28 protein-coding genes are annotated in these 26114 nt (G+C 54.8%); 27 read left to right on the top strand and 1 reads right to left on the bottom strand.

Annotated elements, in window-relative coordinates; genetic code table 11:
- Positions 1 to 448 precede the first annotated feature (448 nt).
- The 5 genes from spoIVA (at position 449) to AC27KL_RS05200 (ending at position 6305) form a co-directional block, all read left to right on the top strand.
- A complete protein-coding gene (gene spoIVA, locus AC27KL_RS05220) occupies positions 449 to 1927 on the top strand; it encodes a stage IV sporulation protein A (protein WP_036710007.1) in 1479 nt (492 codons plus the stop codon).
- A gap of 254 nt (positions 1928 to 2181) precedes the next feature.
- Positions 2182 to 3255, top strand: a complete 1074-nt coding sequence (locus tag AC27KL_RS05215; RefSeq protein ID WP_487169070.1) for a sugar ABC transporter substrate-binding protein — start codon at positions 2182 to 2184, stop codon at positions 3253 to 3255.
- 134 nt (positions 3256 to 3389) lie between these two features.
- On the top strand, positions 3390 to 4886 hold the full coding sequence (locus tag AC27KL_RS05210; RefSeq protein ID WP_487169150.1) for a sugar ABC transporter ATP-binding protein: 1497 nt from the start codon (positions 3390 to 3392) through the stop codon (positions 4884 to 4886).
- Positions 4876 to 5862 carry an ABC transporter permease gene (locus tag AC27KL_RS05205; protein WP_487169069.1) on the top strand — a complete coding sequence of 329 codons (987 nt, stop codon included), beginning with the start codon at positions 4876 to 4878 and terminating at the stop codon, positions 5860 to 5862. The genes AC27KL_RS05210 and AC27KL_RS05205 overlap by 11 nt, the downstream gene beginning before the upstream one ends.
- 170 nt (positions 5863 to 6032) lie before the next feature.
- Positions 6033 to 6305: an HU family DNA-binding protein gene (locus AC27KL_RS05200; protein ID WP_036710010.1), complete on the top strand. Its 273-nt coding sequence runs from the start codon at positions 6033 to 6035 to the stop codon at positions 6303 to 6305.
- 213 nt (positions 6306 to 6518) lie between these two features.
- Here the strand turns inward: AC27KL_RS05200 and AC27KL_RS05195 are convergent, their stop codons facing one another.
- Entirely contained in the window at positions 6519 to 6662 is a 144-nt protein-coding gene (locus AC27KL_RS05195) for a hypothetical protein (protein WP_487169068.1), read from the bottom strand.
- A gap of 107 nt (positions 6663 to 6769) precedes the next feature.
- Here AC27KL_RS05195 and mtrB point away from each other — a divergent pair, with 107 nt between their 5' ends.
- The 22 genes from mtrB (at position 6770) to AC27KL_RS05085 (ending at position 26011) form a co-directional block, all read left to right on the top strand.
- Positions 6770 to 6994, top strand: coding sequence for a trp RNA-binding attenuation protein MtrB (mtrB, locus tag AC27KL_RS05190; RefSeq protein ID WP_487169067.1), 225 nt, complete (start codon positions 6770 to 6772; stop codon positions 6992 to 6994).
- A gap of 100 nt (positions 6995 to 7094) precedes the next feature.
- Positions 7095 to 7649, top strand: a complete 555-nt coding sequence (locus AC27KL_RS05185) for a hypothetical protein (RefSeq protein ID WP_339324314.1) — start codon at positions 7095 to 7097, stop codon at positions 7647 to 7649.
- A gap of 133 nt (positions 7650 to 7782) precedes the next feature.
- Positions 7783 to 8649: a heptaprenyl diphosphate synthase component 1 gene (locus AC27KL_RS05180; protein WP_339324315.1), complete on the top strand. Its 867-nt coding sequence runs from the start codon at positions 7783 to 7785 to the stop codon at positions 8647 to 8649.
- Positions 8650 to 8658: 9 nt separating this feature from the next.
- On the top strand, positions 8659 to 9408 hold the full coding sequence (locus AC27KL_RS05175; protein WP_339324316.1) for a demethylmenaquinone methyltransferase: 750 nt from the start codon (positions 8659 to 8661) through the stop codon (positions 9406 to 9408).
- A complete protein-coding gene (locus tag AC27KL_RS05170) occupies positions 9401 to 10273 on the top strand; it encodes a UbiA-like polyprenyltransferase (RefSeq protein WP_339324317.1) in 873 nt (290 codons plus the stop codon). The genes AC27KL_RS05175 and AC27KL_RS05170 overlap by 8 nt, the downstream gene beginning before the upstream one ends.
- A complete protein-coding gene (locus tag AC27KL_RS05165) occupies positions 10270 to 10902 on the top strand; it encodes a UbiX family flavin prenyltransferase (protein ID WP_036710019.1) in 633 nt (210 codons plus the stop codon). The genes AC27KL_RS05170 and AC27KL_RS05165 overlap by 4 nt, the downstream gene beginning before the upstream one ends.
- A gap of 132 nt (positions 10903 to 11034) precedes the next feature.
- A complete protein-coding gene (locus AC27KL_RS05160) occupies positions 11035 to 12009 on the top strand; it encodes a polyprenyl synthetase family protein (protein WP_036710023.1) in 975 nt (324 codons plus the stop codon).
- A 116-nt stretch (positions 12010 to 12125) separates the two neighbouring features.
- Complete coding sequence (ndk, locus tag AC27KL_RS05155; RefSeq protein ID WP_036710027.1) at positions 12126 to 12569, top strand: nucleoside-diphosphate kinase; 444 nt, start codon at positions 12126 to 12128, stop codon at positions 12567 to 12569.
- A gap of 62 nt (positions 12570 to 12631) precedes the next feature.
- Positions 12632 to 13396 carry a CheR family methyltransferase gene (locus AC27KL_RS05150; protein WP_487169149.1) on the top strand — a complete coding sequence of 255 codons (765 nt, stop codon included), beginning with the start codon at positions 12632 to 12634 and terminating at the stop codon, positions 13394 to 13396.
- Between the two features lie 87 nt (positions 13397 to 13483).
- Complete coding sequence (locus tag AC27KL_RS05145) at positions 13484 to 13666, top strand: hypothetical protein (protein WP_339324319.1); 183 nt, start codon at positions 13484 to 13486, stop codon at positions 13664 to 13666.
- A gap of 236 nt (positions 13667 to 13902) precedes the next feature.
- Complete coding sequence (gene aroB, locus AC27KL_RS05140; protein WP_487169066.1) at positions 13903 to 15009, top strand: 3-dehydroquinate synthase; 1107 nt, start codon at positions 13903 to 13905, stop codon at positions 15007 to 15009.
- Positions 15002 to 15376 (top strand): chorismate mutase, encoded by a 375-nt coding sequence (gene aroH / locus AC27KL_RS05135; protein ID WP_487169065.1) that lies wholly within the window; start codon positions 15002 to 15004, stop codon positions 15374 to 15376. The genes aroB and aroH overlap by 8 nt, the downstream gene beginning before the upstream one ends.
- A gap of 428 nt (positions 15377 to 15804) precedes the next feature.
- The gene (gene trpE / locus AC27KL_RS05130) at positions 15805 to 17361 is read left to right on the top strand and encodes an anthranilate synthase component I (RefSeq protein ID WP_487169064.1); all 1557 of its coding nucleotides are present in this window, start codon (positions 15805 to 15807) and stop codon (positions 17359 to 17361) included.
- Positions 17362 to 17382: 21 nt separating this feature from the next.
- Positions 17383 to 18423: an anthranilate phosphoribosyltransferase gene (trpD, locus tag AC27KL_RS05125; protein ID WP_487169063.1), complete on the top strand. Its 1041-nt coding sequence runs from the start codon at positions 17383 to 17385 to the stop codon at positions 18421 to 18423.
- Positions 18413 to 19234 (top strand): indole-3-glycerol phosphate synthase TrpC, encoded by an 822-nt coding sequence (gene trpC, locus AC27KL_RS05120; RefSeq protein ID WP_487169062.1) that lies wholly within the window; start codon positions 18413 to 18415, stop codon positions 19232 to 19234. Before trpD ends, trpC begins: the two co-directional genes overlap by 11 nt.
- On the top strand, positions 19231 to 19902 hold the full coding sequence (locus tag AC27KL_RS05115; protein WP_339324325.1) for a phosphoribosylanthranilate isomerase: 672 nt from the start codon (positions 19231 to 19233) through the stop codon (positions 19900 to 19902). Before trpC ends, AC27KL_RS05115 begins: the two co-directional genes overlap by 4 nt.
- Positions 19899 to 21095, top strand: coding sequence for a tryptophan synthase subunit beta (gene trpB, locus AC27KL_RS05110; protein WP_339324326.1), 1197 nt, complete (start codon positions 19899 to 19901; stop codon positions 21093 to 21095). Before AC27KL_RS05115 ends, trpB begins: the two co-directional genes overlap by 4 nt.
- Positions 21092 to 21898: a tryptophan synthase subunit alpha gene (gene trpA / locus AC27KL_RS05105; RefSeq protein WP_339324327.1), complete on the top strand. Its 807-nt coding sequence runs from the start codon at positions 21092 to 21094 to the stop codon at positions 21896 to 21898. The genes trpB and trpA overlap by 4 nt, the downstream gene beginning before the upstream one ends.
- 24 nt (positions 21899 to 21922) lie before the next feature.
- Positions 21923 to 23023, top strand: coding sequence for a histidinol-phosphate transaminase (gene hisC, locus AC27KL_RS05100; protein ID WP_487169061.1), 1101 nt, complete (start codon positions 21923 to 21925; stop codon positions 23021 to 23023).
- 25 nt (positions 23024 to 23048) lie between these two features.
- A complete protein-coding gene (locus tag AC27KL_RS05095; RefSeq protein WP_487169060.1) occupies positions 23049 to 24143 on the top strand; it encodes a prephenate dehydrogenase in 1095 nt (364 codons plus the stop codon).
- Positions 24144 to 24824: 681 nt separating this feature from the next.
- A complete protein-coding gene (locus AC27KL_RS05090) occupies positions 24825 to 25418 on the top strand; it encodes an RNA polymerase sigma factor (protein ID WP_036710045.1) in 594 nt (197 codons plus the stop codon).
- Positions 25415 to 26011 (top strand): anti-sigma factor family protein, encoded by a 597-nt coding sequence (locus AC27KL_RS05085; RefSeq protein ID WP_487169059.1) that lies wholly within the window; start codon positions 25415 to 25417, stop codon positions 26009 to 26011. Before AC27KL_RS05090 ends, AC27KL_RS05085 begins: the two co-directional genes overlap by 4 nt.
- The last annotated feature ends 103 nt before the right edge of the window (positions 26012 to 26114 follow it).

Here is a 26114-nt window from a genome sequence, read left to right as displayed (position 1 = left end):
TTTTGCATTTTTCGGGGAGGGCTTCAGAAAATCTTCTTTTAGCGGCGCTCCGCGCTTTGTTTTCGCAAAATAAGTTACATAGATGGACGGCAAGGCGCATATAACTGGAAAGGATGACGAGGCCGGGCAAAGCTCGGGATCTATGGAATGGGCTAAAGAGCGGCGGAAATCGGGCGTGAACGGGCTTTAGAACACTCTCTATAGGTTAAGAGATTTTGCAAAATACCCGTCATATTGTTTTTCATAGGTACATAATATGATACTAGTCCAAATGCCTAAAGCGAGTATCGCCGCTTTGCCGTTCCAATCCGATTCTGACCCCGGCGGCGGACTACTGACGACATTGTATGGCTCCATTCCGTTGCAATGGCTCGAGGCTTCAGATGGAACACGAAGCGGGATGCTCTTAAGCATTTTTCCTTCGGAGTAAATGAGGAGGGGATCTCTTTTGGAAAAAGTGGACATTTTTAAAGACATTGCCGAACGCACCGGCGGGGACATTTACCTGGGTGTGGTCGGCGCGGTCCGAACAGGCAAATCGACGTTCATCAAGCGGTTCATGGAAACCATCGTGCTTCCGAACATCGCAAGCGAAGCCGACCGGGCACGAGCCGTGGATGAACTGCCGCAAAGCGCGGCCGGCAAAACCATCATGACGACGGAACCGAAATTCGTGCCGAACAATGCAGTGCAAATCAAGGTAACCGAGGGACTGGAGGTCAACGTCCGCCTGGTGGACTGCGTAGGCTACGCGGTTGAAGGGGCAAAAGGGTACGAGGATGAAAACGGTCCGCGCATGATCTCCACCCCTTGGTTCGAGGAGCCGATTCCGTTCCAGGAAGCGGCTGAAATCGGAACGCGCAAAGTCATTCAGGAGCACTCGACGCTTGGCGTGGTGGTCACCACCGACGGAACCATCGCGGAAATCCCGCGCAGCTCCTACGTGGAAGCCGAAGAACGCGTCATCGCCGAGCTGAAGGAAGTAGGCAAGCCGTTCGTGCTCGTCATCAACTCGACCCGTCCGCGCAGCGAAGAAACGCTGCAGCTGCGCAACGAACTGGCCGACAAATACGACATCCCGGTCATGGCCCTCAGCGCGGCGACGATGACGGAGGACGACGTGACAGGCGTGCTGCGCGAAGTGCTTTACGAATTCCCCGTGCATGAAGTCAACGTCAATCTGCCGAGCTGGGTGATGGTGCTGAACGAAAAGCACTGGCTCCGGAGCAACTATGAAAATTCGGTCCGCGATACGGTCAAGGACATCCGCCGTTTGCGCGACGTGGACCGCGTCGTGTCCCAATTCATGGATTACGAATTTATCCAGCGCGCCGCGCTCAGCGGCATGAACATGGGGCAGGGCGTGGCGGAAATCGACTTGTTCGCGCCGGATGAATTGTATGACCAGATCCTGATGGAAGTGGTCGGCGTCGAAATCCGCGGCAAGGATCATCTGCTCCAGCTGATGCAGGAATTCTCCCATGCCAAACGCGAATATGACCGGTTCGCGGAAGCGCTTGAAATGGTGAAAACAACCGGTTACGGCATCGCCGCGCCGTCCCTTGCGGAAATGTCGTTGGATGAGCCTGAGCTTATTCGTCAGGGAACCCGTTTCGGCGTGAGGCTGAAAGCGACGGCGCCTTCGATCCACATGATTCGGGTCGACGTCGAATCCGAGTTCTCCCCGATCATCGGCACGGAAAAGCAAAGCGAGGAGCTTGTGCGCTACCTCATCCAGGATTTCGAAAACGACCCGATCAAAATTTGGGATTCGGACATCTTCGGACGTTCCCTGCACTCGATCGTACGCGAAGGCATTCAAGGCAAGATCGCCATGATGCCGGACAATGCGCGATACAAGCTGCAGGAGACGCTGGGCAGAATCATCAACGAGGGATCGGGCGGCCTGATCGCCATCATCCTGTAACGCTGCATGCGAAACCCCGCAGGCGGAGCCATCCGCCGGCGGGGTTTTTTGCGTTCGTTTCCAGGGTCAAAACGGTTGTTATTCCCAGCCGCGCCTGCTTTTTTACTTGATCATACCGATGAGAACGGCATTTTTAGTCGAATTTTGCAAAAATATGGCGTAAATAATTAAAAACCTATTTACATACTTGGTTTTAGGCCTTATATTATGTATAACATTTTTACATTGTACAGAGTTGAAGGGGGAAAGAACCGATGCGATTCGGTAGAAAAAGAAATGCGGCATTGCTCTCATTATTCCTGATTTTGGCTTTACTGGCAAGCGCCTGCGGGCAAAAAAACGCATCGACCGTCGGCGGCGAAGCGGACGCTGCCGGCAATGCGGACAAGCCGCTGGCAGGCAAACGCGTCGCGCTCATCATGGAATTCAACACAGGCACGTTCTCGCAGCAATACGTGCAGGGCGTCACCGAGGAAGTCGAAAAATTCGGGGGCAAGCTGACGAAATTCGTTGCGGGCAACGACAAGGCCAAGATGGCATCCTTGCTCGATTCCGCCATTACCCAGCGTTTTGACCTGATCCTGACGGACCATGGCGATCAGCTCTTGCAACCGGGCGTTCAGAAGGCGGTGTCCCAGAAGATCCCCGTCGTCGTATTCGATGCAGACGTCCACGTGGCGGGCGCTACGACATTGTCCCAGGACGACCGGAAAATGGCCGAGCTGACGCTGGAACAAATGAAAAAGGATATCGGCGGCAAAGGCAATATCGTCAAGGTGTGGGTCGCCGGCTTCGCTCCGATGGAACGCCGTCAGACGGCATACAGCAAATTCATGCAAGAAAATCCGGACATCAAAGAGATCGCGACGTTCGGCACGGCCCAAAATCCGGCCCTTGATACGCAAACGCAAATGGAAGCCATTCTGAAGCAGTATCCGAAAGGCCAAATTTCGGCCGTCTGGACCGCCTGGGACGAGTTCGCCAAAGGGGCTGCCCGCGCGATCCAGCAAGCGGGACGCGACGAAATCAAAGTATACGGCATCGATATGAGCGACGAAGATTTGCAGATGATCCAGGATCCGAAAAATCCTTGGGTCGCCTCCGCCGCGGTGGATCCGAAGGACATCGGGCGCATCCAGGTCAGATACGGATACCAAAAGCTGCATGGCGACAAAACCGAGGACGAAGTTGTGCTGGAGCCGGTTTACGTATCCCGCGACGCTTTGCCTCAAGAGCAAATTTCGACGACGGAGCTGTCCAAATACGTGAAAGGCTGGGGCGAAAGCAAGCAAGGCCTTGCGGATTGGATGGCGGAATACGGCAAGTAATGGCTGAACGTCAAGCCAGGGCTTCATGCTGAAAGGCCGTGCTTAGGCACGGTCTTTTCAATCATATGAGGATGATCCACAGTCCTTGAGCGAAAAAAGGAGGGGCCGCTTTGACAGCTTCATACCAATTGGAAATGAAAAAGATCACCAAGCAATTCGGCGGCGTTCCGGCCCTGAACGCGGTGGATTTTACGGCAAAGGGAGGGCAAATCCATGCGCTCCTCGGCGCCAACGGGGCGGGGAAAAGCACGCTGATGAAAATCCTTTCCGGGGCCTACCGGGCGGACGGCGGGGACATAGCCGCGGATGGCAGGACGCTCCGGATCGCCTCTCCCGCCGACGCGAAAAAAAGCGGGATCCACTGCGTCTACCAGGAGGTGGATTCGGCTCTGGTGCCGCAGCTGACGGTCGCGGAAAACGTGATGCTGGACGCGCTTGCCTCCAAGGAATCGAGCCTTTGGATTCGGACCGGGGACCGGGCGAAGCGGGCGAAAAGCGTTTTATCCCGTCTTGGGGCGGACATCGACGTGAATCGGAAGGTCGCGGAACTCAGCCTTGCGCAAAAGCAAATCGTGCTGCTGGCCCGCATCGTGGCGCAGGACGCCAAGGCGATCATTTTCGACGAGCCGACCGCTCCGCTCAGCGACGGCGAATGCAAGGCGTTGTTCAGAATCATGCATGAATTAAAAGATAGCGGCGTGGCTTGCATCTTCATTACGCATCGGCTCCCTGAGGTGCTGGAACATGCGGACTGGGTGACGGTCATGAGGGACGGGCAGAAGGTGCACTCCGGGCCCGCGTCCGAAATCAGCGCCGAAGGCATCATCGGCCATATGCTCGGCAAAACGTTCGAGGAGGAATTTCCGAAACGGGAGACGAAGATCGGCGAACCGCTGCTTAAAGCCGAAGGAATCCGTAGGGGCTACAAAGTCCGCGGGGCGGATCTCGAGGTGCGAAGCGGCGAGGTGCTCGCCGTCGTCGGTCTCGTCGGCGCGGGCAAAACGGAGTTTGCCCGGATACTGGGCGGCGCGGACAAGCATGAAGAGGGCCGGATCGAGATGCGCGGGAAAAAGCTGTCGTTCCGGCAGCCCGCGGACGCGGTCAAGGCCGGGATCGTGCTCGTGCCCGAAGAGCGGCGCAAGCAGGGCATTTTCATTCATCAGTCCGTCGATTTGAATCTGACGCTGCCCATTCTCGACCGGGTGAGCCGTTTCGGCTTCGTTTCCCGCAAAAAAGAAAAGCGCCTCAGCTCGGACATCGCGCGTTCGCTTGGCGTCAAAGCGGCTTCGGGCGATCAGCTTGCCCTCTATTTAAGCGGCGGCAACCAGCAAAAGCTGGCCATCGGCAAATGGCTTGAGAGCGGCGCCGAAGTATTCATTTTCGACGAGCCGACCAAAGGCGTGGATATCGGGGCGAAAAGCGATATTTTCCGCATCATCGGCGACCTCGCGGCAGCGGGAAAAGGCATCATCTATTTTACTTGCGAATTGGCGGAAGGGCTCGGGATCGGCGACCGGATCGCGGTCATGGCGGACGGCGCGGTCAGCAAGGTGTTCAAGCGCGGCGAAGCCACGCAGGCCCGGCTTTTATATTACGCCAGCGGAGGCATGGAGGAAGATTATGAAGGATAAATTGCTGCATTACGCGTTCCGTTACGGGGCGGTTGTCGTCATTATCGGGGTGATCGCCTTTTTTTCGTTCCGGCTCCCCTACTTTTTTACCTACGGCAACTTAAGCGATATTTTGGGCTCCATCACGATCGTGACGTTCGTCGCCATCGGCGTGACGCTTTCCCTTGTCGTGGACGGCTTCGATTTGTCGGTAGGCTCCACCGTCTCTCTGACGACCGTAGGAGCCGCTTCGCTGATGATCTGGTACCAGCAGCCCGTTTATGTCGTGATCATCGTCTCTTTGCTTGCAGGGGCGTTTATCGGCCTGCTGAACGCTTTGCTGATCGTTAAACTGCGGATACCGGATTTGCTGGCGACCCTAGCGGTGATGTACATCGTCGGCGGCATCCACAAAACCTATGCGCAGGGCTACAACATCTATAATCATATGGAATTTCCCGACGGCACCAAAGCTCCAGGCGAAATGAGCGCCGCTTTCCTTCAGCTGGGGCAGGGGAAGTGGTTCGGCATCCCGATCTCCGCCGTTTTGTTGATCATTGCCGTGGCGGCGGTCCATATTTTCCTGACGCGCACGAAATACGGCAGGCAAATGTACGTCACCGGGGGCAACGAGGAGGCGGCGCGACTTTCCGGGATCAAGGTGAAAAAAGTCCGCACGCTCGCCTACGTCGCTTCGGGCATTTTTGCAGCCATCGGCGGCATTTTGTATGCGTCGCGCGTCGGCTCGGGGCAAATCGACGCAGGTTCGCCCTTGCTGATGGAATCCGTCGCCGCCGTCTTCGTCGGCTTCTCGGTTTTTGGCGCGGGAAAGCCGAACGTCATCGGCACCTTCATCGGCTCCGTGCTGATCGGCGTGCTTGTCAACGGCCTGACCATGATGAACATGCAGTATTTTACGCATGACATTATCAAAGGAACGGTGCTTGTGCTGGCGCTTGCCGTTACTTTTTATGTTTTGAACCGTTCCAAAGCTTAAAACTCTTGAAATTATAATGGCGCTGTATTACTATAAGTTTGTCCGCGCCTGCGGCTGTACTGGCTTTACGGCGATTCTATCTGTAAATAACAGCAGATGAACGTATATTTTGCTGCAAAACGGAAAGAGTGAGTAACAACTGATTGAACCTTTGGGGAGGTGAAATGACCATGAATAAATCCGAACTGATTTCCCAAGTAGCTGAAACTGCAGAATTGTCCAAAAAGGATGCGACGAAAGCCGTTGACGCGGTATTCGAAGCTATCGCTCAAGCTCTGCAAAACGGAGACAAAGTCCAACTCGTTGGATTTGGCAACTTTGAAGTTCGCGAGCGTTCCGCCCGTAAAGGACGCAACCCGCAAACCGGTGAAGAAATCGAAATCCCTTCGAGCAAAATCCCTGCTTTCAAACCAGGCAAAGCGCTCAAAGACGGAATCAAATAAGATTTCTACATATTTCCAATAAGCTGGTGAGAAAAAGACCGTGATGAACCCGGCTGCCGCTGCAGATCTTGATCCGCAGCAACGTTTCGGGTACCTGCAAAGCTTTTCGGTTCAACCCGATTTGACGCGCAGGCGTTCACGGCCTTTTCTTTTCTGTCTGGACGGTACGAGACGGATCTAGAGGGAACGGCCGGGGGAGTTTTCAAGCGTACTTCATTGGGATGCGGTTTGGTCTTGGTCCGCGTATGCGATCAAGACGACGGGATAACCTGCTTCCCGGCTGAGCTGGCGTTCATACTCCCGGAGCTTCGATATCGTTTCTTCGTCCAGCGGCGCAGGTTCGTAATTATTCATCATGGGGCTCACTCCTTTTTAGTATATTGCTTGATTATCTTTCCCAGGACGGCATCGAATTTTACGAAAAGAATCGGTCGCGCAGATGATGGCGGAAGGAGGGAATTCATATGGAAAATCCGAACAACAACGATTACATCGTCGTGAAGGCGAAAGAAAACGGCGTGCAGGTGATCGGGCTGACCCGCGGTCATGATACGAAATTCCATCATACCGAAAAGCTCGATAAAGGCGAGGTTTTGATCGCCCAGTTCACGGATCATACGTCCGCCATGAAAATCCGCGGCAAGGCGGAGGTTCAAACCAAGCACGGGGTGATCGAAAGCGACAGCTAAATGCAGGCATAGCCTGCTTTTTTTCGTTGGGCAATCGAGGTATGGACTCCTGGAATGAAGCTTAAACTATAAGTACCGAACAAGCGAGGAGGACTACCAGATGACCCGTTATATCCTGCCATGCGCCGCGCTCATCCTTGCCTTGGGAACGGCGCCGCCTTTATTTTGGGCAACCCCGCATGCCGATGCCGCCCCGGCCCGTCCCAAACAGGTGATGCCGGTCGCTTTGCATCGGCAGGGCTGGGAATTGAGCGACGACAACATCGTCGACGTGCTGCATTCGCTGCCTTTGACGCTGGCGATCCGCCGCGTGGAATGGCATGCCCCCGTGATATCCATCGACCTGACGGTACCCGCTCCCGAAACGACGCGAACGGAAATGTACAAAAACATCGCCGAAATCCTGTCGTTTTGCTTCTCGGGCACAAGCAACGTCCAGCAGGTCAAGCTGAGGCTGATGGCCGAGGATCCGTGGCTGGATACGCGCCATCTCCTCCTGGCGGCCGACACGGGACGAAGCGCATGGGATTCGGCCATGTACCGCGAACTCCGGCTGACGGGAGAAGCGGCGCTGCCCGAATACATAAAGAGCCGTTTGCACGTGATCGAAACCCTGTTGTGGAAAGAGCGTTACGGCGGATATTTTAGCGGGTAGATATATAAAAATAAGGCTTCCCCACCCGTGCGTGGGGAAAAAACATGTGATATAATAGAAAAGATTGTGAACAAATGATCTTGTTCGTCGGATTAGCAAGTGATTCAAGAGAAATAAGGCTCGGAGGCTGACGATGAAACCGTACCGCGTACCCCAACTAGCAAAGAAATATGTCGAATACGACATGATCCAAAAACATACGGAGCTGCCGCCTTTTCCAGACGCTCGTGTTCAGCTTTTATACATTTTCCTGAACCAGGGAACCAGCAGTCACGGCATGCACAGCGAGCTGTTTTCGCTGGTGACTTCCCTCGTTCAATTAGGTATAGATACGCATGAAACGATTGATACGCAAAAGGACAAACCGGGCGAAGGCTTTATGCGTTCCCGCCAGCTGAAGGTTCTCGCAGGAGACTATTTCAGCAGCCGGTTTTATCAGCTCTTGTCCCAGAAGGGACAAATCGAAGCCGTTTCGCGCCTAAGCCAAGCCATTTGCGACGTAAATGTGCTGAAGATGAACTTGTACGGCAAAATGAAAAGCCTGTTATTGTCGGCAGAAGAATATTTGCGGCATACGGTGCAGCTGAATATGCAGCTGTTTCTTTCTTTTACGCCCCTGCTGGAAGAATCCCTTCACGAGTTGTGGGGCACTCTGTTGCGCAAAGTCAGCGAATGCGAAACCGTGGCGAGGGAAATGCAGCGGAGCGGCGGCGAACCGTTTCTTTACAGTTACTCTTACTGGCACATTCTGGATGTTGCCAATGAAGAGGATAAAGAGGCGCTGAGAGAACGAAAAATCGACAACAAGGACTGGAAAAAGCTGATGCTGAAATACAAAGCGGCCGAGCATATGGCCGAACGGCTGCGTCAAGCGGTAAACGGCGTCCAATCCGTTTTGAAAAACGCCAAAAGCGACGGCTGCCTCCGCGAGATCGGACAGGTTCTGGAGCCGTTCCAGCGTCAGCTGCACGCTTCCGGTTCAGCCGTCGGAGAAGGGTAGGGTTGCTTAATGAATATCAATGCTTCGGAGCCCAAAACGCATACGGAGGACCACAAATACGACCATGTCCAATCCGTATTCGAAAGCATCGCTCACAAGTACGACATCATGAACGACATTTTAAGTTTCCGCAGGCATAAGGCCTGGCGCAAATTCACGATGAAGAAGATGGCGATGAAACCCGGGGATACGGCCATCGACCTGTGCTGCGGAACATGCGACTGGACGCTCAGCATGGCTGAGGCCAGCCGGACCGGCCAAGTGGTGGGACTTGATTTCAGCCCCAACATGCTGAAGGTAGGGGAAAGCAAGGTCCGGGCCAAACATCTCGAAAACCAGATCACGCTGGTGCAGGGGAATGCGATGGAGCTGCCGTTCGAGGATAACCGGTTCGATTATGCGACGATCGGTTTCGGCCTTCGGAACGTGCCGGATCTGGTGCAGGTGCTCCAGGAAATGAAACGCGTGGTCAAACCCGGCGGCATGGTCGTTTGCTTGGAATTGTCCAAGCCGACATGGCAGCCGTTCAAAGGCATTTATTATTTTTATTTTCAAAAGGTACTGCCCAATCTGGGCAAACTGTTCGCCAAAAGATACGAGCAGTACAAGTGGCTGCCGGATTCGCTTGCGCTTTTTCCCGGAAGGGAGGAGCTGGCGTCGATATTCCGGGACGTCGGGTTACAGCATGTCAAGGCCTATCCCCTGACTGGCGGCATCGCGGCACTACATATTGGGATTAAGGAGAATCGGCATGTTTAAGAAAATCGGCGTTTTTTTGGAAATGATCAAAATCGAACATACGTTGTTCGCACTTCCGTTTGCGTTTATGGGGGCCATTCTGGGATCGGTGACCGTAAACGGCCACCTGCCTTCATGGGCGCAAATCGGCTGGATATTGATGGCCATGTTCGGGGCGCGGAGCGCCGCATTCGGTTTGAACCGGATGATCGACCAAGTCATCGATAAAAAGAATCCCCGCACGGCCGGGCGGGCGATTCCCGCAGGGCTTCTCAAAACGGCCGAAGTCATCGTGTTTACGATCGTTTGTTTCGTATTGTTGTTCTGGGCGGCGTTCGAATTGTCCCCGCTTGCCGTAAAGCTGCTTCCGATCGCGGTCTTTTTCCTTGTATTCTATTCTTACACGAAGCGCTTTACATGGCTTTGCCATTTGATTCTCGGGCTTACGATCGCGCTGGCTCCGCTGGGCGGCTGGGTGGCCGTGACGAACAACATCGACTGGACGGCGCTTTTGCTCTACGTTTCCGTCGCGTTCTGGACGGCGGGTTTCGACGTGATTTACGCGATTCAGGACATGGAATTCGATAAAAAGGAAGGGCTGTTCTCCATTCCTGCCCGCTTCGGCTTGCACGGGTCGTTGAAAATCGCAAGATATTTTCATATGGTCACGGCGGCAGGTTTTATCATCCTCTTTTTTGCGACGGATTTGAGCTGGTGGTATTTCGCCGGGATGGTCATTTCGTATTTTATCCTATTCTATGAACATTTCATTTTGTCGCCAAATGATATGAGCAAGCTGCAGACCTCGTTTTTCACCATGAACAGCGTGCTTAGTATCGTTGTTTTTGTCTTTACGCTGATTGACTTGGTGGTGCAGTTCCATTGATCGATGCGAAAAAACGGGGCTGGGTCGTCGGAATCACGGGAGCTAGCGGCTCGGTTTACGGCGTGCGCCTGATCGAGGTTCTTTTAAGCGAAGGTTACCCGGTTCATCTGGTCGTCTCCAATGCGGGCTGGCGGGTCCTCGGCGAGGAACTTGGATGGAATGCCGCCAGGCGGGAGCAGGCGCTGCAGGACAAATTCGGCGGGCTTCCGGGCAAGCTGACGTACCACGCGATTGCGGACATCGGCGCGACCATTGCAAGCGGCTCCTATCAGGTCGAAGGCATGGTGATCGTTCCGTGTTCGATGGGCACGTTGTCCGCGGTGGCCAGCGGCGCCTCCGACAATCTGATGACGCGGGCGGCGGACGTCATGCTGAAGGAAGGGCGACCGCTCGTCCTGGTGCCGCGGGAAACGCCTTTGCATGCCATCCATCTGGAAAATATGCTGAAGCTTGCCCGGCTCGGAGTGAAAATGATTCCGGCCATGCCGGCTTTTTATTTTCATCCCGAAACGATCGACGATCTGGTCGATTTTCAGGTAGGCAAAATATTGGACAGCCTGCGGATCGAACATCGGCTGTTTACCCGCTGGGACGGCGGGCAGGCCGCGCACAAGCGGGAAAAACCCTGAATCCGGTACAGTGTCATCTGCGTATGAACTGTGCTATGATGAACTAAAACTGGTTATTGCATGAAAACAACTCGAATTCTGCTGCTGCAAAAGGGAAATGCGGATTGAGAATACGCTGACACGGGTGAAGGAATGAAAAGATTAGACATATTCGGCTTACTGAAAAAAGATATGAACTACATTGAAAACGAGCTCTTTCGCAGCATCGAAGGAGAGCATCAGCTGCTGAACGAAACGTCGATGCATCTGCTGAAGGCGGGAGGCAAACGGCTGCGCCCCGTGTTCGTGCTGATGGGGGGGAAGTTCGGAAACTACGACTTGGAAAAGCTTAAGCATGTGGCGGTTCCGCTGGAGCTGATCCATATGGCCTCTCTCGTTCATGACGACGTGATCGATGACGCGGATACCCGCCGCGGGGAGTTGACGGTCAAGTCCAAATGGGACAACCGGATCGCGATGTACACCGGCGACTATATCTATGCCCGGGCTCTCATGATCGCAGCGCAGCTGGAAAAACCGCAAATCCATCAAATCCTGTCCAAAGCGATGGTCGAAATGTCCATCGGCGAAATGGAGCAGATCCGCGACTTTTTCAATACCGAGCAAAGCGTGCGCCGCTACCTGCTGCGGATTCGCCGCAAAACCGCCCTTCTGATCGCGGTCAGCTGCCAGCTCGGAGCCGTGGCCTCCGACGCGGATGAGAAAGTGTCCAATTTGCTGTACCGTTACGGATACAACGTCGGCATGGCCTTTCAAATCCAGGATGACCTGCTGGACCTGTGCGGGACGGAAAAGCAGATCGGCAAACCTCCGGGAAGCGACATCCGGCAGGGGAACATTACGCTGCCGGTCATTTTTGCCCTCCAGGACGAAGAGCTGAAGGCTCCCCTGTTGCGGGAAATCGGCTATATCCGCGAACGCAACGGGGAATGCGACGTGACCGGGGCCATTCAGATGATCAAGTCCAGCAGCGGCATTTCGCGAGCCGAAGCCTTGGCGGATCGTTACATAAAAAAAGCGCTTGGCGCGCTGGAGCGTCTCCCGGATAACCGGACGAAGAAAAATTTGAGGGACATCGCCCATTTCGTGACCAAACGCTCTTATTAAAGCACCTTGCCGCCTTCCAGTGCAGGTATGACGAAGTTAATATCAGTCTGATTTTATATATTGTAAGATTGCCATACTTAACCTTACGACTTGAGTCAAAATAGGAGAGTGAGTTTATGGAACGAACTTTTTTAATGGTCAAGCCAGACGGAGTACAACGTGGTTTAATCGGCAAAATCATCGCAAGACTGGAAGACAAAGGGTTCAAAATGGTGGCAGGCAAGCTGGTGCAAGTGTCGCAGGAACAGGCGAAACGCCATTACGCCGAACATGAAGGCAAGGATTTTTACGATAACCTGGTCAACTTTATTACTTCCGGCCCCGTCTTCGCCATGGTATGGGAAGGCGACGATATCATCGCCCTGTCGCGGATGCTGATGGGGAAAACGAACGTAAAGGAAGCGCAGCCGGGTACCATCCGCGGCGACTACGCTTCGCACACCCCGCATAATCTGATCCACGGTTCCGATTCCCCGGAAAGCAGCGCGCGCGAGATCGCGAATTTTTTTGAAGCGCATGAACTGGTGGAATACGACAAGACCATCTCGCCGTGGACGTAAAGCAGCCGTATCCGCCGACCGGGGGGGAATCTGCCGGAACTTCCCTGCCGGACCGCGATTATATGATGTTCATCGAAAACGTAAAGCAAAGCACCGGCATCGATCTGTCGGAATATAAGGAAGCGCAAATGAAACGCCGTTTGACTACGCTCCGCGTTAAAAACGGTTACACGAGTTTCGCCGCTTTTTTCGAGGCTTTTTCCAAGGACAAATCCTTGTTTTATGAATTTTTGGACCGGATGACGATCAATGTATCCGAATTTTGGCGCAACCCGAACCGCTGGGAGGTTTTGCGGGATATCATCCTTCCCGAGCTGGCCAGCGGAAGTCCGCGGGGGCTTAAGGTTTGGAGCGCGGCCTGTTCCACGGGGGAAGAACCGTATACACTTGCGATGATCCTCGACGGCAAAGGCCTGCTGGATACGTCCAAGCTGGTTGCGACCGACATCGACGAAGGCGCTTTGGCCAAAGCCAAGCAGGGGCTCTACATGGAGCGTTCCCTCAAGGATGTGCCGCAGGACGTCGCCGCCCGCTATTTTACGCAGGATGGAGCCCTGTTCAAATTCAGCGAGCTGCTGAAAAAGAAGGTCGAGTTCCGGAAGCAAAACCTGCTGCTTGACCCGTTCGAAAAGGGACATGACTTGATCGTCTGCCGGAATGTCATGATTTATTTTACGGAGGAAGCCAAATCCAAGCTGTACCACAAATTCGCGGAAGCGCTCCGCCCGGGCGGGTATTTGTTCGTCGGCAGCACGGAGCAAATTTTTTCGCCGGGACAATACGGGCTCGAGCCGACCGAAACGTTTTTTTACCGGAAAAAAGGCTGACGTTCCATTGCAGGTATAATGAAGGCCGGTTCAAACCGATACTATGATTGACATGGGAACTCACAAAAGTGGAGGTTCGTATCATTCATGGACAAACGCCAGGTCATTACCGCGTACCGCCGCGGGTTTATTACGATTCAGGAATGCGGGCAAATTCTGGGCATCGAAGATATCCGGCTAAGCCGGATGGTGCAGGATTCCGTGGAAAACCTGGAGAACGTCCCCAAGCCCGCCGGCAGACTCACCGCAAACGGCAGCAGCGCAGAATAAGACGCCGACCCTTGATTTCAAAGGGCCGGCTTTTTTTGTATGCGGATTTGCAGGCAACAGCTTGCGTCCATCGTGCTCTGGCGGGCAAATTTTGAATCAACGCGTGACAGGGCCTACCGTTAAATATTATAATGGGCAAAGATATCATCGGATTTTAGCCGTTTACCGTTTAACAGTTTAAAGGGGGAAAGCAACATGAGTATTTCTAACTTCATCGCAAGCGGAGTGTTGCGAATATGAGAACGGTACATGTGGATTTGGGAGAACGCTCGTACCCGATTTATATCGGCGCCGGCCTGCTGCCGCAGGCGGGATCGTTTCTGGTCAAACACGGTTTGTCCGTCAAAAGCCCGCATCTGATCGTCACCGACGACAAGGTCGCCCCGCATCATCTGGATACGCTGAAGTCAACGCTCGAGAAAGCCGGCTTTCGCCTGGTCGTCTCGGTGGTGAAATCGGGCGAAAGCTCCAAATCGCTGCAGGTGTTCGAGGAAGTCATGACTTCGGCCATCCAAGGCGGCTTGGACCGCAAATCTTCGGTCATTGCCCTCGGCGGCGGCGTCGTCGGGGACTTGGCGGGTTTCGTGGCCGCTACCTATATGCGCGGCATCGCATTCATTCAAATGCCGACCACGGTGCTGGCCCATGACAGCAGCGTCGGGGGCAAGGTGGCCGTGAACCATCCGCTGGCGAAAAACATGATCGGCGCCTTCCATCAGCCCGAGTTCGTGCTGTACGACCTCGACACGTTGATGACGCTGCCTCCGCGCGAAGTGTCCGCGGGTTTGGCGGAGATGGTCAAACACGGGCTTATCCGGGATGCCGCATTTGCCTACTGGTGCAGAGACCATGCGCAGGAACTGCTTTCGCTCGACCGGGAAGCGCTGGGGTACGGTCTCGAACGCGGGGTGGCCATCAAGGCGGAGGTGGTGTCCCAGGACGAGCGCGAAGGCGGTCTGCGGGCCATATTGAACCTTGGCCATACCATCGGCCATGCCATCGAGGCGGTCGCCGGGTACGGCGAATTCCTTCACGGCGAAGCCATTTCGATCGGGATGGCCGGCTCGGCCCTGTTGGCCGAGGCGCTCGGCCGCGGCACAGGGCTGTACGAAGACACTACGGCCATGTTGAAAGCGTTGAATTTGCCGGTCATTTTGCCCGACCATTTGGGCGAAGAAGAGCTGATGGCAGCGATGATGCATGACAAAAAGTTCAAGGAAAACACGATGGTATTCATCGTACCGGATGCCATCGGCTCCGTCAGCATCGTGAAGGATATTCCGCAGCAGCTGGTCAGAGATATCCTGAAGCAGCTTAGAAAAGGAGGAAAAGCCAATGTATAACAGAGGGATAAGGGGCGCCACGACCGTCCGGCATAACGACGAGCGGGAAATTCTCGACGAGACCGTCGTTCTGATGCGCGAAATCGTCGAGCGGAACCAAATCGATCCCGAAGATATCTGCAGCGTGTGGATCACGCTTACCCAGGACCTGGACGCGGCCTTCCCGGCCAAAGCGATCCGGGAGCTCGAAGGCTGGGAGATGGTGCCTTTGATGTGTTCCGTGGAGGTGCCGGTGAAGGGCAGCCTTCCGCGCTGCATCCGGCTGATGGTACAGGTGAACACCGAAAAAAGCCAACGCGAAATGAAACACGTGTATTTGAACGAGGCCCAAAAATTGCGCCCGGATTTGGCAGCTCCCAAATCCTAACTTTTTTTGGAAGTATGCTTGCCAGGACAGGTTTCATCCTGTATAGTGTAGGTTAATGGTTCGAGCAACAGGGAGTCCTTTGCAGGAACCGAAACAGGATTGAACCGGGATGGAGATTCCGGTTAATCATGAGACGAGTAGAGTTTAGTTGAGCTTAGTTGAGTATAGAAGAGCCGAGTCCATATGAATCGCAACTTGGAACGTGTCGGGCATTCGTTTTAACGCCCCTTGAAGGTTTTTTGCCCGATTGCAGGCAATAGATCCGCAAGGCGCCGTTGAAGCCGATCTGCTGACGGACCCCTCTTTCCATATACTTAATGAACGTCAAACCCTCTACTTCGGTAGAGGGTTTTTTGCTGTCCAACATCAAAAAACTCGATTCGCTGCCGACATGAAGTCCTTACAACCTGAAGGAGGGAATATGGCCAATGATGAATCCGGGCGTTGAACAGGTTTTGAAGCTGTCCCGCGAATACAATTTGATCCCCGTCGTAAAAAGGCTGCTTGCCGACATGGAAACCCCGATCCGAATTTTCCAGCGGTACGCCGGGCGCGACTGCGCGTTTTTGCTCGAAAGCGTGGAGGGCGGCAGCAGATGGGCGCGATATTCGTTTATCGGCACCGATCCGTTTATGATGATTTACGGCAAAAAGGGCGAAATCGTGCTGGAGCGCCAAGGGAGCAAGGAATCGATGAAAGGCAGGCCGGTGGAAGAGCTGAAGCAGCTGCTTCGCCGGTACCGCAGCCCGAAGCACGAAGAGCTGCCGCCGTTTACGGGCGGGGCGATCGGATTTTTTGGTTACGATCTGCTGCAATATTACGAGAAATTGCCGGCGCATGCGGTGGATGACCTGGGCATGGACGACATCCGGTTTATGTTCTGCGATTCGGTCATCGTATTCGATCACGTGAAGCAGCAGATTTTGCTGGTAGGCAACGTGCATGTCAATCCGGGCGACACGGATGAGGACATCCGCCGCAAATACGCGGAGCTCGACGGGAAGCTGGACCGAATCGCGGAGCAGCTGCAAAGCCATGGGCCGCGGGAGAACGTGAACGGTCGTCCGATTCCGGCAGACATCCCGCTCGGCGACATCAAATCCAACATGACCAAAGAGCAGTATATGGCAAACGTGGAGCGGGCCCAGGAATATATACGGGCAGGGGACATTTTTCAGGTGGTGCTGTCCCAGCGTTTCCACATCGAAACCGAAGTTTCCCCGCTGCATGTATACCGGGTGCTGCGCACATTGAATCCGTCGCCTTACATGTACTACTTGAAAATGCATGAGGAGATCATCGTCGGCACGTCGCCGGAAGCGCTGGTCAAGGTCGAAGGCGACCGCGTGGAGACGAGGCCGATAGCGGGGACGCGCCCGCGGGGGAGCGACGAGCACGAAGACGAACGGCTGGCGCAGGAGCTCCTGGCGGACGAGAAGGAACGCGCCGAACATTTGATGCTCGTCGATTTGGGACGCAACGATCTGGGGCGCGTCTCGAAGTTCGGAACGGTCAAATGCGACATGTTCATGGAAATCGAACGGTACTCCCACGTCATGCATATGGTCTCGAACGTTTCCGGCACGCTTCGCGACGATAAGGACTTTTTTGACGCTTTCCTTTCCTGCCTGCCGGCCGGAACCGTCTCCGGCGCCCCGAAGCTGCGGGCCATGGAGATCATCGCCGAACTGGAGCGGGAAGCCAGGGGAGCTTATGCGGGAGCGATCGGGTATCTCGGATTTAACGCCAATATGGATTCTTGCATCACGATCCGGACGATCATTTTCCGAAAAGGAAAAGCGTTCGTTCAGGCCGGGGCGGGCATCGTCTGGGATTCGGTGCCCGAGAAGGAGTACGAAGAAACGCTCAACAAGGCGAAAGCCCTGCTGAAGTCGATACGCGTGGCCGAAGCGATGTTCCCGCAGGCCGATCAGGCGATGACGGAGCAGCTGAATCAGGATTATTTTTATGAATATACGCCATAAACCCGAAGGAGGAGATGAGGTATGAGTACGGGCGGATTTATCCCTGCATGCTTAAACCGGTTGATCGAAGGGCGCGATTTGACGCGCGAGGAAGCGCGGCAGCTGATGTCGTCCATCATGGAAGGCAGCGTGACGCAATCGCAGATCGGCGCGGTGCTGATGGCGCTGAGGATCAAAGGCGAAACGGTCGATGAGATTACGGGCTTCGCGGAAGCGATGCGTAGCGTGGCCAGCACGGTCAAGGCGGACAACGAAAAGCTGCTGGACACCTGCGGAACGGGCGGGTCGGGCATCCACAAATTCAATATTTCCACGGCGTCGGCCATCATCTCTTCCGCGGCTTCCGTGCGCGTGGCCAAACACGGAAACCGTTCGGCCTCCGGACGCGCCGGCAGCGCGGACGTGCTCGAAGCGCTCGGGGTGAATATTCATCTGAGCAGCGAGCAGGCGAAACGCTGTCTTGATGAAATCGGCATTTGCTTCTTGTTCGCGCAGCTGTACCATCCGTCCATGAAACATGCGGCGGCGCCGCGGAAGGAGCTTGGGGTCCGGACGGTGTTCAACATGCTGGGGCCGCTGACGAACCCGGCCGGAGCGGATCGGCAGCTGCTTGGGATCTACGACCGCAACCGGACGGAAACGATCGCGGAGGTGCTTCGCGAGCTCGGCTCCAAACGGGCGCTTGTCGTAACCAGCCACGACGGGCTGGACGAAATCAGCATTTCGGCGCCGACCCAGGTCTCGGAGCTGCGGGACGGCGTAGTGCGGACCTACCAAATCCACCCTCACGACCTCGGTCTCGATGTGCATCCGCTGGAGGCCGTTCTGGGCGGGGACGCGTTGCAAAACGCCAGGATCGTCGAGTCCGTGCTTCAAGGCGAACGAAGCCCGTACAGGGACGTTGTGCTCGCCAACGCCGGAGCATGCATTTATGTGGCCGGCCTTGCGGACAGCATCGCCGAAGGCGTTCATGCCGCCGCGAAAGCGATCGATAACGGAAGTGCTTATGCTAAATTGCAGCAATTGATTCAAATGACGGGAGAGCTGAGTTATGTATCTTGATCGAATTGTCGTGACGAAACGGGAGGAAGCAGCCAAGCTGGCGGAACGTTTATCGGTAGACCATGCGCTGCAAGCCATTGAGAACATGCCCGCGACCAAAGGTTTTGCGCGGGCGCTGACGGCCGGGAGAAAGCGGGACATGGGGCTCATCGCGGAAGTGAAGAAGGCATCCCCTTCCAAAGGGCTGATCCGCCCCGATTTCGACCCGGTCCGGATCGCGCTTGGTTATGAAGAAGCGGGAGCGGACTGCCTGTCGGTCCTGACCGATGAGCCGTATTTTCAGGGCAAAGGGGAGTATTTGCAGGCGGTGCGCAAGGCCGTGAGCCTGCCGCTGCTCCGGAAGGATTTTATCATCGACGAGCTTCAAATTTATGAAGCCCGGCTGCTTGGCGCCGACGCGATCCTGCTGATCGCCGCCATTCTAACGCCGGAACAGATTTCATCGTATATGAGAACGGCGGCCTCCATAGGCCTCGATTCGCTGATCGAGGTGCACAGCGAGGAAGAGATGAAGCAGGTGCTTCGGCTTGACCTTGCGGACGGCGCGTTGATCGGCATCAATAACCGCAATTTGCACACGTTCGAAACCTCGTTGACAACCACCGAGACGCTGAGCAAGCTGGTACCGGACGGCGTGCCCGTCATCAGCGAAAGCGGCATTTCCGGGGTGCCCGACATGGAGTTCCTCAAGAAAACAGGGGCGACAGGCGTTCTTATCGGGGAGTATTTCATGCGCCAGCAGGACGTAGGGGCTGCGGTTCGGGATTTGATGGGCCCCGTTACGGAGGAAGGCGGCGTGTACCGAACATGAACAAAACGAAGGTAAAAATTTGTGGACTTCAAAGCGTTGAAGTGCTAAAATCTATGAATAACCTGCCGATCGATTATATCGGCTTCGTATTTGCCAAAAGCCGGCGGCAAGTATCGCCCGGCGCGGCAGCCGAGATGGCCGAAACCGCCAAGGCTTGGGAGGGCGTTCCCGCCCCGCGCACCGTAGGCGTATTCGTCAATCCGGACATGGAGCGGCTTGAGGACGTCATGTCCCGGGTCGCGCTGGACGTGATCCAGCTTCACGGACAGGAAAGCCCAGATTTTTGCCGGGAGGTCAAAAACCGTTTTCAAGCGGAGTTGTTCAAAGTCGTCTCCGTCGAGCCCCAGCACCGATCGGACGGGAATCCGATCCTTATTCAGGACTATGCAGGGGCGATCGACGCGCTGCTGCTGGACACGTTCGAACCCCAATACGGAGGCGGATCGGGGACCACATTTGCTTGGGATAAAATCCCCGCATATCAAAAATGGACCCGGAAGCAGGGAATTCCGCTGCTGGTGGCAGGGGGGCTGAACGCTTCCAACGTCGCGGGTTTGGTACGGGATTATGCGCCGGACGGCGTCGACGTATCCAGCGGCGTGGAAACGAACGGAACGAAAGATCTCGAAAAAATTGCAGCTTTTGTGGAAAGGGTGAAGCAGGCATGACTCAATTGCCGGATCAAAATGGACGTTTTGGCGAATTCGGAGGACGGTTCGTTCCGGAAACGCTGATGAATGCACTCATAGAGCTCGAGGAAGCTTATCATCGCTATGCGGAGGATCCTTCCTTCCAGGAGGAGCTTTCCTATCTGTTGAAGCAGTACTCGGGAAGGGAAACCCCGCTATATTATGCGGAGCGGCTGAGCAAACATCTGGGCAAGGCCAAAATTTATCTGAAACGCGAGGACCTGAACCATACCGGGGCGCATAAGATCAACAACGCGCTGGCGCAGGGCGTATTGGCGAAACGCATGGGCAAAAACAAGGTGATCGCCGAAACGGGAGCCGGCCAGCACGGGGTGGCCACGGCCACCGTCGCCGCGCTGCTCGGCATGGAATGCAAAGTGTTCATGGGCGAGGAAGACACAAAGCGCCAAGCATTAAACGTATTCCGGATGCAGCTTCTCGGGGCCGAAGTCGTACCGGTGACCTCGGGATCGCGGACGTTGAAGGATGCCGGCAACGAGGCGCTCCGGTATTGGGTGAGCAACGTCGACGACACCTTTTACATTTTGGGTTCCGCCGTCGGGCCGCACCCGTATCCGATGATGGTGCGCAACTTCCAGCGGATCATCGGGGACGAGACGCGCCGCCAGATTTTAGAAGCCGAAGGGCGCCTTCCGGATCATGTCGTCGCGGCCATCGGCGGCGGCAGCAATGCCATCGGCATGTTTTATCCGTTCATTGAGGACAAGGGCGTGGCGCTGATCGGAGTTGAAGCTGCGGGCAAAGGCGTCGAAACGGCTTTTCATGCGGCAACCATGAGCAAAGGGACCAAAGGGGTGTTCCAAGGTTCGATGAGTTACTTGCTCCAGGATTCGTTCGGACAGGTTCAGGAGGCATTTTCGATCTCCGCGGGCCTGGACTATCCGGGCGTCGGACCCGAGCATTCGTATTTGAAGGATATCGAACGGGCCAAATACGTGCCGGTTACGGACCAGGAGGCGCTTGACGCGCTGCAGCTGCTGTGCCGTACCGAAGGAATCATCCCGGCGCTGGAATCCGCGCACGCGATCGCGCAGGTGGTCAAAATGGCGCCAAGCCTCGGCAGCGAAGACCTCGTCGTCATTTGCTTATCCGGGCGCGGGGATAAAGACGTTGAATCCATTATGGCGTACACGGGAGGGAAACAGGCATGAACTTGATCGACCAAACCTTTTCCAGATTAAAGGAAGCGCGGGAGACCGCCTTGATCCCTTTCCTGACCATCGGCGATCCCGATGTGGAGACGTCGGTGGAGATCATCGCGCAATTGGAAGCGGCCGGAGCGGATATCGTCGAGCTGGGCGTCCCTTATTCCGACCCTCTGGCCGACGGACCCGTCATTCAGCGCGCTTCCCAGCGGGCTTTGAAGCATCAGGTCAACATCAGATCCTGCATGGAAGCCGCCGTCAAAGCGCGCAGCGCCGGGGTAAAGCTTCCTTTCATCCTTTTTACGTATTACAATCCCGTGCTGCAGTTCGGCTTGGACCGGTTTTTCGATGAGGTGAAGAAACATGACATCAGCGGTCTGATCATACCGGATCTGCCGGTGGAGGAATCGGCGGAGCTGCTTCGCCGGGCGGAAGCCGCGGAGATCCATGTCATCCCGTTGGTGGCGCCGACCTCGAAGGAAAGAATCAAGAGCATCGTGGCGGGGGCCAAAGGGTTCATCTATTGCGTTTCTTCGCTGGGCGTGACGGGGGAACGGTCCAGTTTCTTTGAAGGCGTCGAGGAGTTCATCGGCCAGGTCAAAGAATTTACGGACACGCCGGTCGCCATCGGTTTCGGAATTTCGAACAGGGAACAGGCCGAGCGTTTCTCGCGCATCTGCGACGGCGTTGTCGTAGGCAGCGCCATCGTGCGAACCATCGAAGAAACCATCCCCCTTCTGCAAAATGCGGACACTCGCCAAGATGGCCTCTTGCAAATACGCAAGTTTGTGTCACAATTAAAAGCATAAATTTGCTGAAAGTGAGTGGTTATTGTGAGACCTAAATCCCAAATTGGAAATCTTCCCGTGTATCAGCCCGGAAAACCGATCGAAGACGTCAAACGGGAACTCGGCTTGGACGAGGTCGTCAAGCTGGCGTCCAACGAAAACCCGTACGGCGCATCACCCAAAGCAAAAGAAGCCATCGTGGCCGAGCTTGAACATATCAGCCTTTATCCGGACGGAGGCGCCGTCGAGCTGACTTCCGACCTTGCGAAGCACCTCGGCGTGAATACCGACCAAATTATTTTCGGCTGCGGCTCCGACGAGATCATCGCATTGATCTCCAGGGCATTTTACGTGCCGGGCGACGAAACGATCATGGCCGACCAAACGTTCTCCGTGTACAAGAGCAACGCGGATATCGAAGGGGCGGTCACCGTTGAAGTGCCGCTCGTGGATGGGAAACATGATTTGGATGCGATGCTGGCCAAGGTCAACGATCGCACGAAAATCATTTGGGTGTGCAACCCGAACAATCCTACCGGCACGCTTCTTTCGGAGCAGGAGGTCACGGCTTTCCTCGAGAAAGTGCCTTCGAACGTCATGGTCGTCCTTGACGAAGCTTATTTCGAGTACGTGACGGATCCTTCTTACCCGAACGGCATCCGATATATCGAAAAGTATCCGAACGTCGTCGTTTTGCGTACGTTCTCCAAAATTTACGGTTTGGCATCGCTGCGCATCGGATACGGCGTCGCCCAGCCGGAGGTCATTCGTTTGATCAATCAGGTACGCGAACCGTTTAACACGACGCGCGTGGCTCAGGCCGCGGCGAAAGCGGCTTTGAAGGATCAGGATTACATTGCCAAATGCCGTGCGGCGAACCGGGCCGGCATCGAACAGATCCAGGCCGAATTCGACCGCCTTGGACTCGATTATTTCCCGGCTCACGGCAATTTCATCATGGTGGACGTGCGTAAGCCGGCCGGTGAAGTTTTCGACGCCATGCTCCGCAAGGGCGTGATCATCCGGGCAGGCCACAGCAAATATCCGACCCATATCCGGGTGAGCGTAGGCACTCCAGAACAAAATAAAGCATTTATTCATGCCCTTGAGCAGGTCTTAAACGCGGAAACAGCTCATGTGCAATAGGATGCGAACAATGAAGTGAGGTACCATGACGACGAAAATCGCTATTTTCGGAGTGGGACTGATCGGCGGCTCCCTGGCCCTTTGCTTTAAAGGCAAGCCGGGGATTACCGTCGTGGGCCATGCCCACCGTCCCGCATCCGCGGATAAATATATAAGCCGCGGCGTTGTCGACCAGGCCACGCTGTCGATCGAGGAAGCGGCACTTGATGCCGACTTCATTTTTTTGTGCGTGCCTGTCGGCAATCTCGACGAATACTTGACGAAACTCAGCGCTTTGCCATTAAAAAAAGGCTGCATCATCACCGACGTCGGCAGCACGAAGGCCAGCATCGCGCTTGCTGCTGAGAAGCTGGCCCTGGAGGACGTTTATTTCATCGGCGGCCATCCGATGGCCGGCTCGGAACGCTCGGGGGTCGAAGCGGCGACGCCGCTTTTGTTCGAAAACGCCTACTATGTGTTGACGCCGCCGCCGGGTTTGCCTGAAGAAGTGTATGATTCGCTGGTCCACCTTCTCAGCTACACGCGGGCTCAGATCGTAAAAGTCGATCCCGTGGAGCATGACCGCATCGTGGGGGCGATCAGCCATCTTCCGCATGTCATTGCCGTTGCGCTCGTCAACCAGGTGTGCGACTACAACAAGGACAATCCGTTGTACCGGCAGCTTGCGGCCGGCGGATTCCGGGATATTACGCGGATCGCCTCGAGCGATCCGATCATTTGGCGCGACATTTTATTGAATAACCGGGACGTCATGCTGCAGATGCTTTCGGATTGGAACGACGGTATTTCGGCATTCGTCAACCTGCTGAAGCAGGAGGACGGGGAAGGGATCGTACAAGCCTTCGCCAAAGCGAACGACTTCCGGAGCGAGCTCCCGGAGCGCCGCAAAGGCATGATCGCTTCGACCTTCGACCTGTATATCGATGTTCCCGACCATCCGGGCATTATCGGCAAAATCACGACCATCCTCGGGGAAAACCATATCAACCTCAGCAATATCCAAATTATCGAAAGCAGGGAGGATGTGCCGGGCATCATGCGGTTGTCTTTCCGCCAGGAAAGCGATATGGAGCGGGCCAAAGAACTGCTGAACAACACGGATTACAGCATTTCGCTGTAATCCGTGTTGTTCTTTTTCTACAGACGGAAAAAAACGGTCTCAAAACGTGATGTACGGTACGGTTTTTTCTTTGTTTACAAGCTTTTGAAATGAAGTTCGAATATAGGGTTGACAAAATGAAAACGTATACATATAATAAAAGTACAGTATGGTTTCTCTCCACTCCTATCCAAATAAATGGTTGTTCCGAAGTGAACAACGGACCGCGAATAATTCGCGGTCTTTTTTTTGTTTTTCTGCTAACCCCATGATTGTCCAAAGCGTTTTACATATCGTAAAGCGGGTGTGGGAGTTTTGATTGGTCCGGTCGCGGCGCGGTTAAACGTGGTTTGCTTTTTTGGCCGAAAGCTGTTTCCGAAAAAAATATGTATGTTCTAGTAACATTTTGCGAGGTTGTTCCGTCTATTGATATATTGGAATCTTTTTTTATTCGGCAGAATTCCGGTTTCGGCGGGGGAAACGGACAATTTGCGCGCGGCTTTCCTGACGGTTATACTTGAATGTGCTACAATGATAGTGATAGTTTTGTAGAATCGTTGAGGAATTTGCCAATACATAGTGTTTGCGTGTCATGGACCGCCGACAACAAATATCGACCGCAACTTTTCGGATCCTGTTCGGTACTTATATACGACTGAATCGAACGGGGAGGTTTTGTACGGGCGAGGAGGTTACATAAAAATGACGGATTCCCAAATGATTAGGGAAATCAAGAAGGGCAACGTCGAGCTCTTCTCTGAATTAATGCGCCGTTATCAACGGAAAATTTTGGCTTTTGTTTACCATATGCTTCGAAGCTCCCATATGGAGCTCATGGCCGAGGACTTATGCTCCGAGACATTCTATAAGGCATTTCGCAGCCTGCATTCCTTCCGGGAAGTGGATGCATCCTTTTCGACCTGGTTGTATACGATCGCACGGAACACCGTGCTCAGCGAGCTGAGAAAACAAAAGGGCGCCCATGTTCCGATCGAGGAAAGCGGTGTGACGCCCGTTGCGCCGGCGGAGATTGCTCCGGAACAAGCCGTTTTGCGGAATGAGAAGGTGGAGCTTGTGCGCGAGGCCATCAACAATTTGCCGGAGAAACAGCGGTCTGCCTTGATCCTTCGGGAATATGACCAGCTCGACTATCAGGAGATCGCCGATATATTAGGACAAAGCGTCAGTTCGGTCAAATCCTTGCTGTTCAGAGCCCGATCCAGCGTAAAGGTACAGCTGGAACCGTATTTTTATGAGCAAAACTATGAACAATACGAAGGGATGAAAAGCAGATGACTTGCGATGAGGCTCAAGAATTATTCGGGCTGATATCGGATTTGAATGAAAATGATCCCAGATGGCGGCAGCTGGAAATGCACATGACGACCTGCAGCGATTGCGCGGCGGAGTTCGATTTGTGGATGGAAAGCCACAGCTACATTTTGGAATTGCAAGAGGAAGCCTCCGAAGAAAAAGCGGAGGAGATCAACCGGAATGTCATGGACCGGATTTACCGGGAATCCCCGTGGCTCATACCGGACAAGGGCAAGCCGTTTGACGTGCCTGCGGCGACGAGGAAACGGTTGTCGTTATGGATCACCGGCTTCGTGATGGTGTTCCTGTGCAGCGCGCTTTATTTCTTGCTTATGGATAAGCCGCATCCGAAGGAAGCCGCCGACGCCGCAACGGGCATATTGCCGACGGGGATTGCCGGCAGCGCGGAATTAAGCCGTTTCAGCTACAATATTCCGGCAACGAACAGCGGGATCATCGAACCGTTTGTCGTCAGCATGGGGCCGACGCATCCGCAATATTGGATGATTCTATCGGTGCTGGGCGTTGCGATGGCCCTGCTGTCGCTGCGGCGGCTGAGCCAAATGCGCAAATAAAGCGTTTGGATGCGCGAGAAGGCCGCGCGAAATCCGGAATATGCCTTTTCGGGAGCGTGAAGCGGCGGCGGGGCATTTGGCGGACGGCGCGAGCGCCGAACGG

The sequence above is a fragment of the Paenibacillus sp. YAE3 genome (genome assembly GCF_057546105.1).
Note: the sequence above shows the minus strand (reverse complement) of the source record. Positions and strands in the feature narration are given on the sequence as shown.

What these genes read in the sequence shown, in the direction of transcription:
- AC27KL_RS05085 (WP_487169059.1), top strand. Translation starts at nt 25,415, where the DNA reads ATGACTTGCGATGAGGCTCAAGAATTATTCGGGCTGATATCGGATTTG.
- trpB (WP_339324326.1), top strand. Translation starts at nt 19,899, where the DNA reads ATGACTCAATTGCCGGATCAAAATGGACGTTTTGGCGAATTCGGAGGA.
- trpD (WP_487169063.1), top strand. Translation starts at nt 17,383, where the DNA reads ATGAGTACGGGCGGATTTATCCCTGCATGCTTAAACCGGTTGATCGAA.
- ndk (WP_036710027.1), top strand. Translation starts at nt 12,126, where the DNA reads ATGGAACGAACTTTTTTAATGGTCAAGCCAGACGGAGTACAACGTGGT.
- AC27KL_RS05145 (WP_339324319.1), top strand. Translation starts at nt 13,484, where the DNA reads ATGGACAAACGCCAGGTCATTACCGCGTACCGCCGCGGGTTTATTACG.
- aroH (WP_487169065.1), top strand. Translation starts at nt 15,002, where the DNA reads ATGTATAACAGAGGGATAAGGGGCGCCACGACCGTCCGGCATAACGAC.
- AC27KL_RS05160 (WP_036710023.1), top strand. Translation starts at nt 11,035, where the DNA reads ATGAAAAGATTAGACATATTCGGCTTACTGAAAAAAGATATGAACTAC.
- trpC (WP_487169062.1), top strand. Translation starts at nt 18,413, where the DNA reads ATGTATCTTGATCGAATTGTCGTGACGAAACGGGAGGAAGCAGCCAAG.
- AC27KL_RS05205 (WP_487169069.1), top strand. Translation starts at nt 4,876, where the DNA reads ATGAAGGATAAATTGCTGCATTACGCGTTCCGTTACGGGGCGGTTGTC.
- aroB (WP_487169066.1), top strand. Translation starts at nt 13,903, where the DNA reads ATGAGAACGGTACATGTGGATTTGGGAGAACGCTCGTACCCGATTTAT.
- trpA (WP_339324327.1), top strand. Translation starts at nt 21,092, where the DNA reads ATGAACTTGATCGACCAAACCTTTTCCAGATTAAAGGAAGCGCGGGAG.
- AC27KL_RS05090 (WP_036710045.1), top strand. Translation starts at nt 24,825, where the DNA reads ATGACGGATTCCCAAATGATTAGGGAAATCAAGAAGGGCAACGTCGAG.
- AC27KL_RS05180 (WP_339324315.1), top strand. Translation starts at nt 7,783, where the DNA reads ATGAAACCGTACCGCGTACCCCAACTAGCAAAGAAATATGTCGAATAC.
- AC27KL_RS05175 (WP_339324316.1), top strand. Translation starts at nt 8,659, where the DNA reads ATGAATATCAATGCTTCGGAGCCCAAAACGCATACGGAGGACCACAAA.
- AC27KL_RS05195 (WP_487169068.1), bottom strand. Translation starts at nt 6,662, where the DNA reads ATGATGAATAATTACGAACCTGCGCCGCTGGACGAAGAAACGATATCG.
- AC27KL_RS05150 (WP_487169149.1), top strand. Translation starts at nt 12,632, where the DNA reads ATGATGTTCATCGAAAACGTAAAGCAAAGCACCGGCATCGATCTGTCG.
- AC27KL_RS05115 (WP_339324325.1), top strand. Translation starts at nt 19,231, where the DNA reads ATGAACAAAACGAAGGTAAAAATTTGTGGACTTCAAAGCGTTGAAGTG.
- AC27KL_RS05095 (WP_487169060.1), top strand. Translation starts at nt 23,049, where the DNA reads ATGACGACGAAAATCGCTATTTTCGGAGTGGGACTGATCGGCGGCTCC.
- AC27KL_RS05185 (WP_339324314.1), top strand. Translation starts at nt 7,095, where the DNA reads ATGACCCGTTATATCCTGCCATGCGCCGCGCTCATCCTTGCCTTGGGA.
- AC27KL_RS05200 (WP_036710010.1), top strand. Translation starts at nt 6,033, where the DNA reads ATGAATAAATCCGAACTGATTTCCCAAGTAGCTGAAACTGCAGAATTG.
- trpE (WP_487169064.1), top strand. Translation starts at nt 15,805, where the DNA reads ATGATGAATCCGGGCGTTGAACAGGTTTTGAAGCTGTCCCGCGAATAC.
- mtrB (WP_487169067.1), top strand. Translation starts at nt 6,770, where the DNA reads ATGGAAAATCCGAACAACAACGATTACATCGTCGTGAAGGCGAAAGAA.
- AC27KL_RS05210 (WP_487169150.1), top strand. Translation starts at nt 3,390, where the DNA reads ATGAAAAAGATCACCAAGCAATTCGGCGGCGTTCCGGCCCTGAACGCG.
- AC27KL_RS05170 (WP_339324317.1), top strand. Translation starts at nt 9,401, where the DNA reads ATGTTTAAGAAAATCGGCGTTTTTTTGGAAATGATCAAAATCGAACAT.
- AC27KL_RS05215 (WP_487169070.1), top strand. Translation starts at nt 2,182, where the DNA reads ATGCGATTCGGTAGAAAAAGAAATGCGGCATTGCTCTCATTATTCCTG.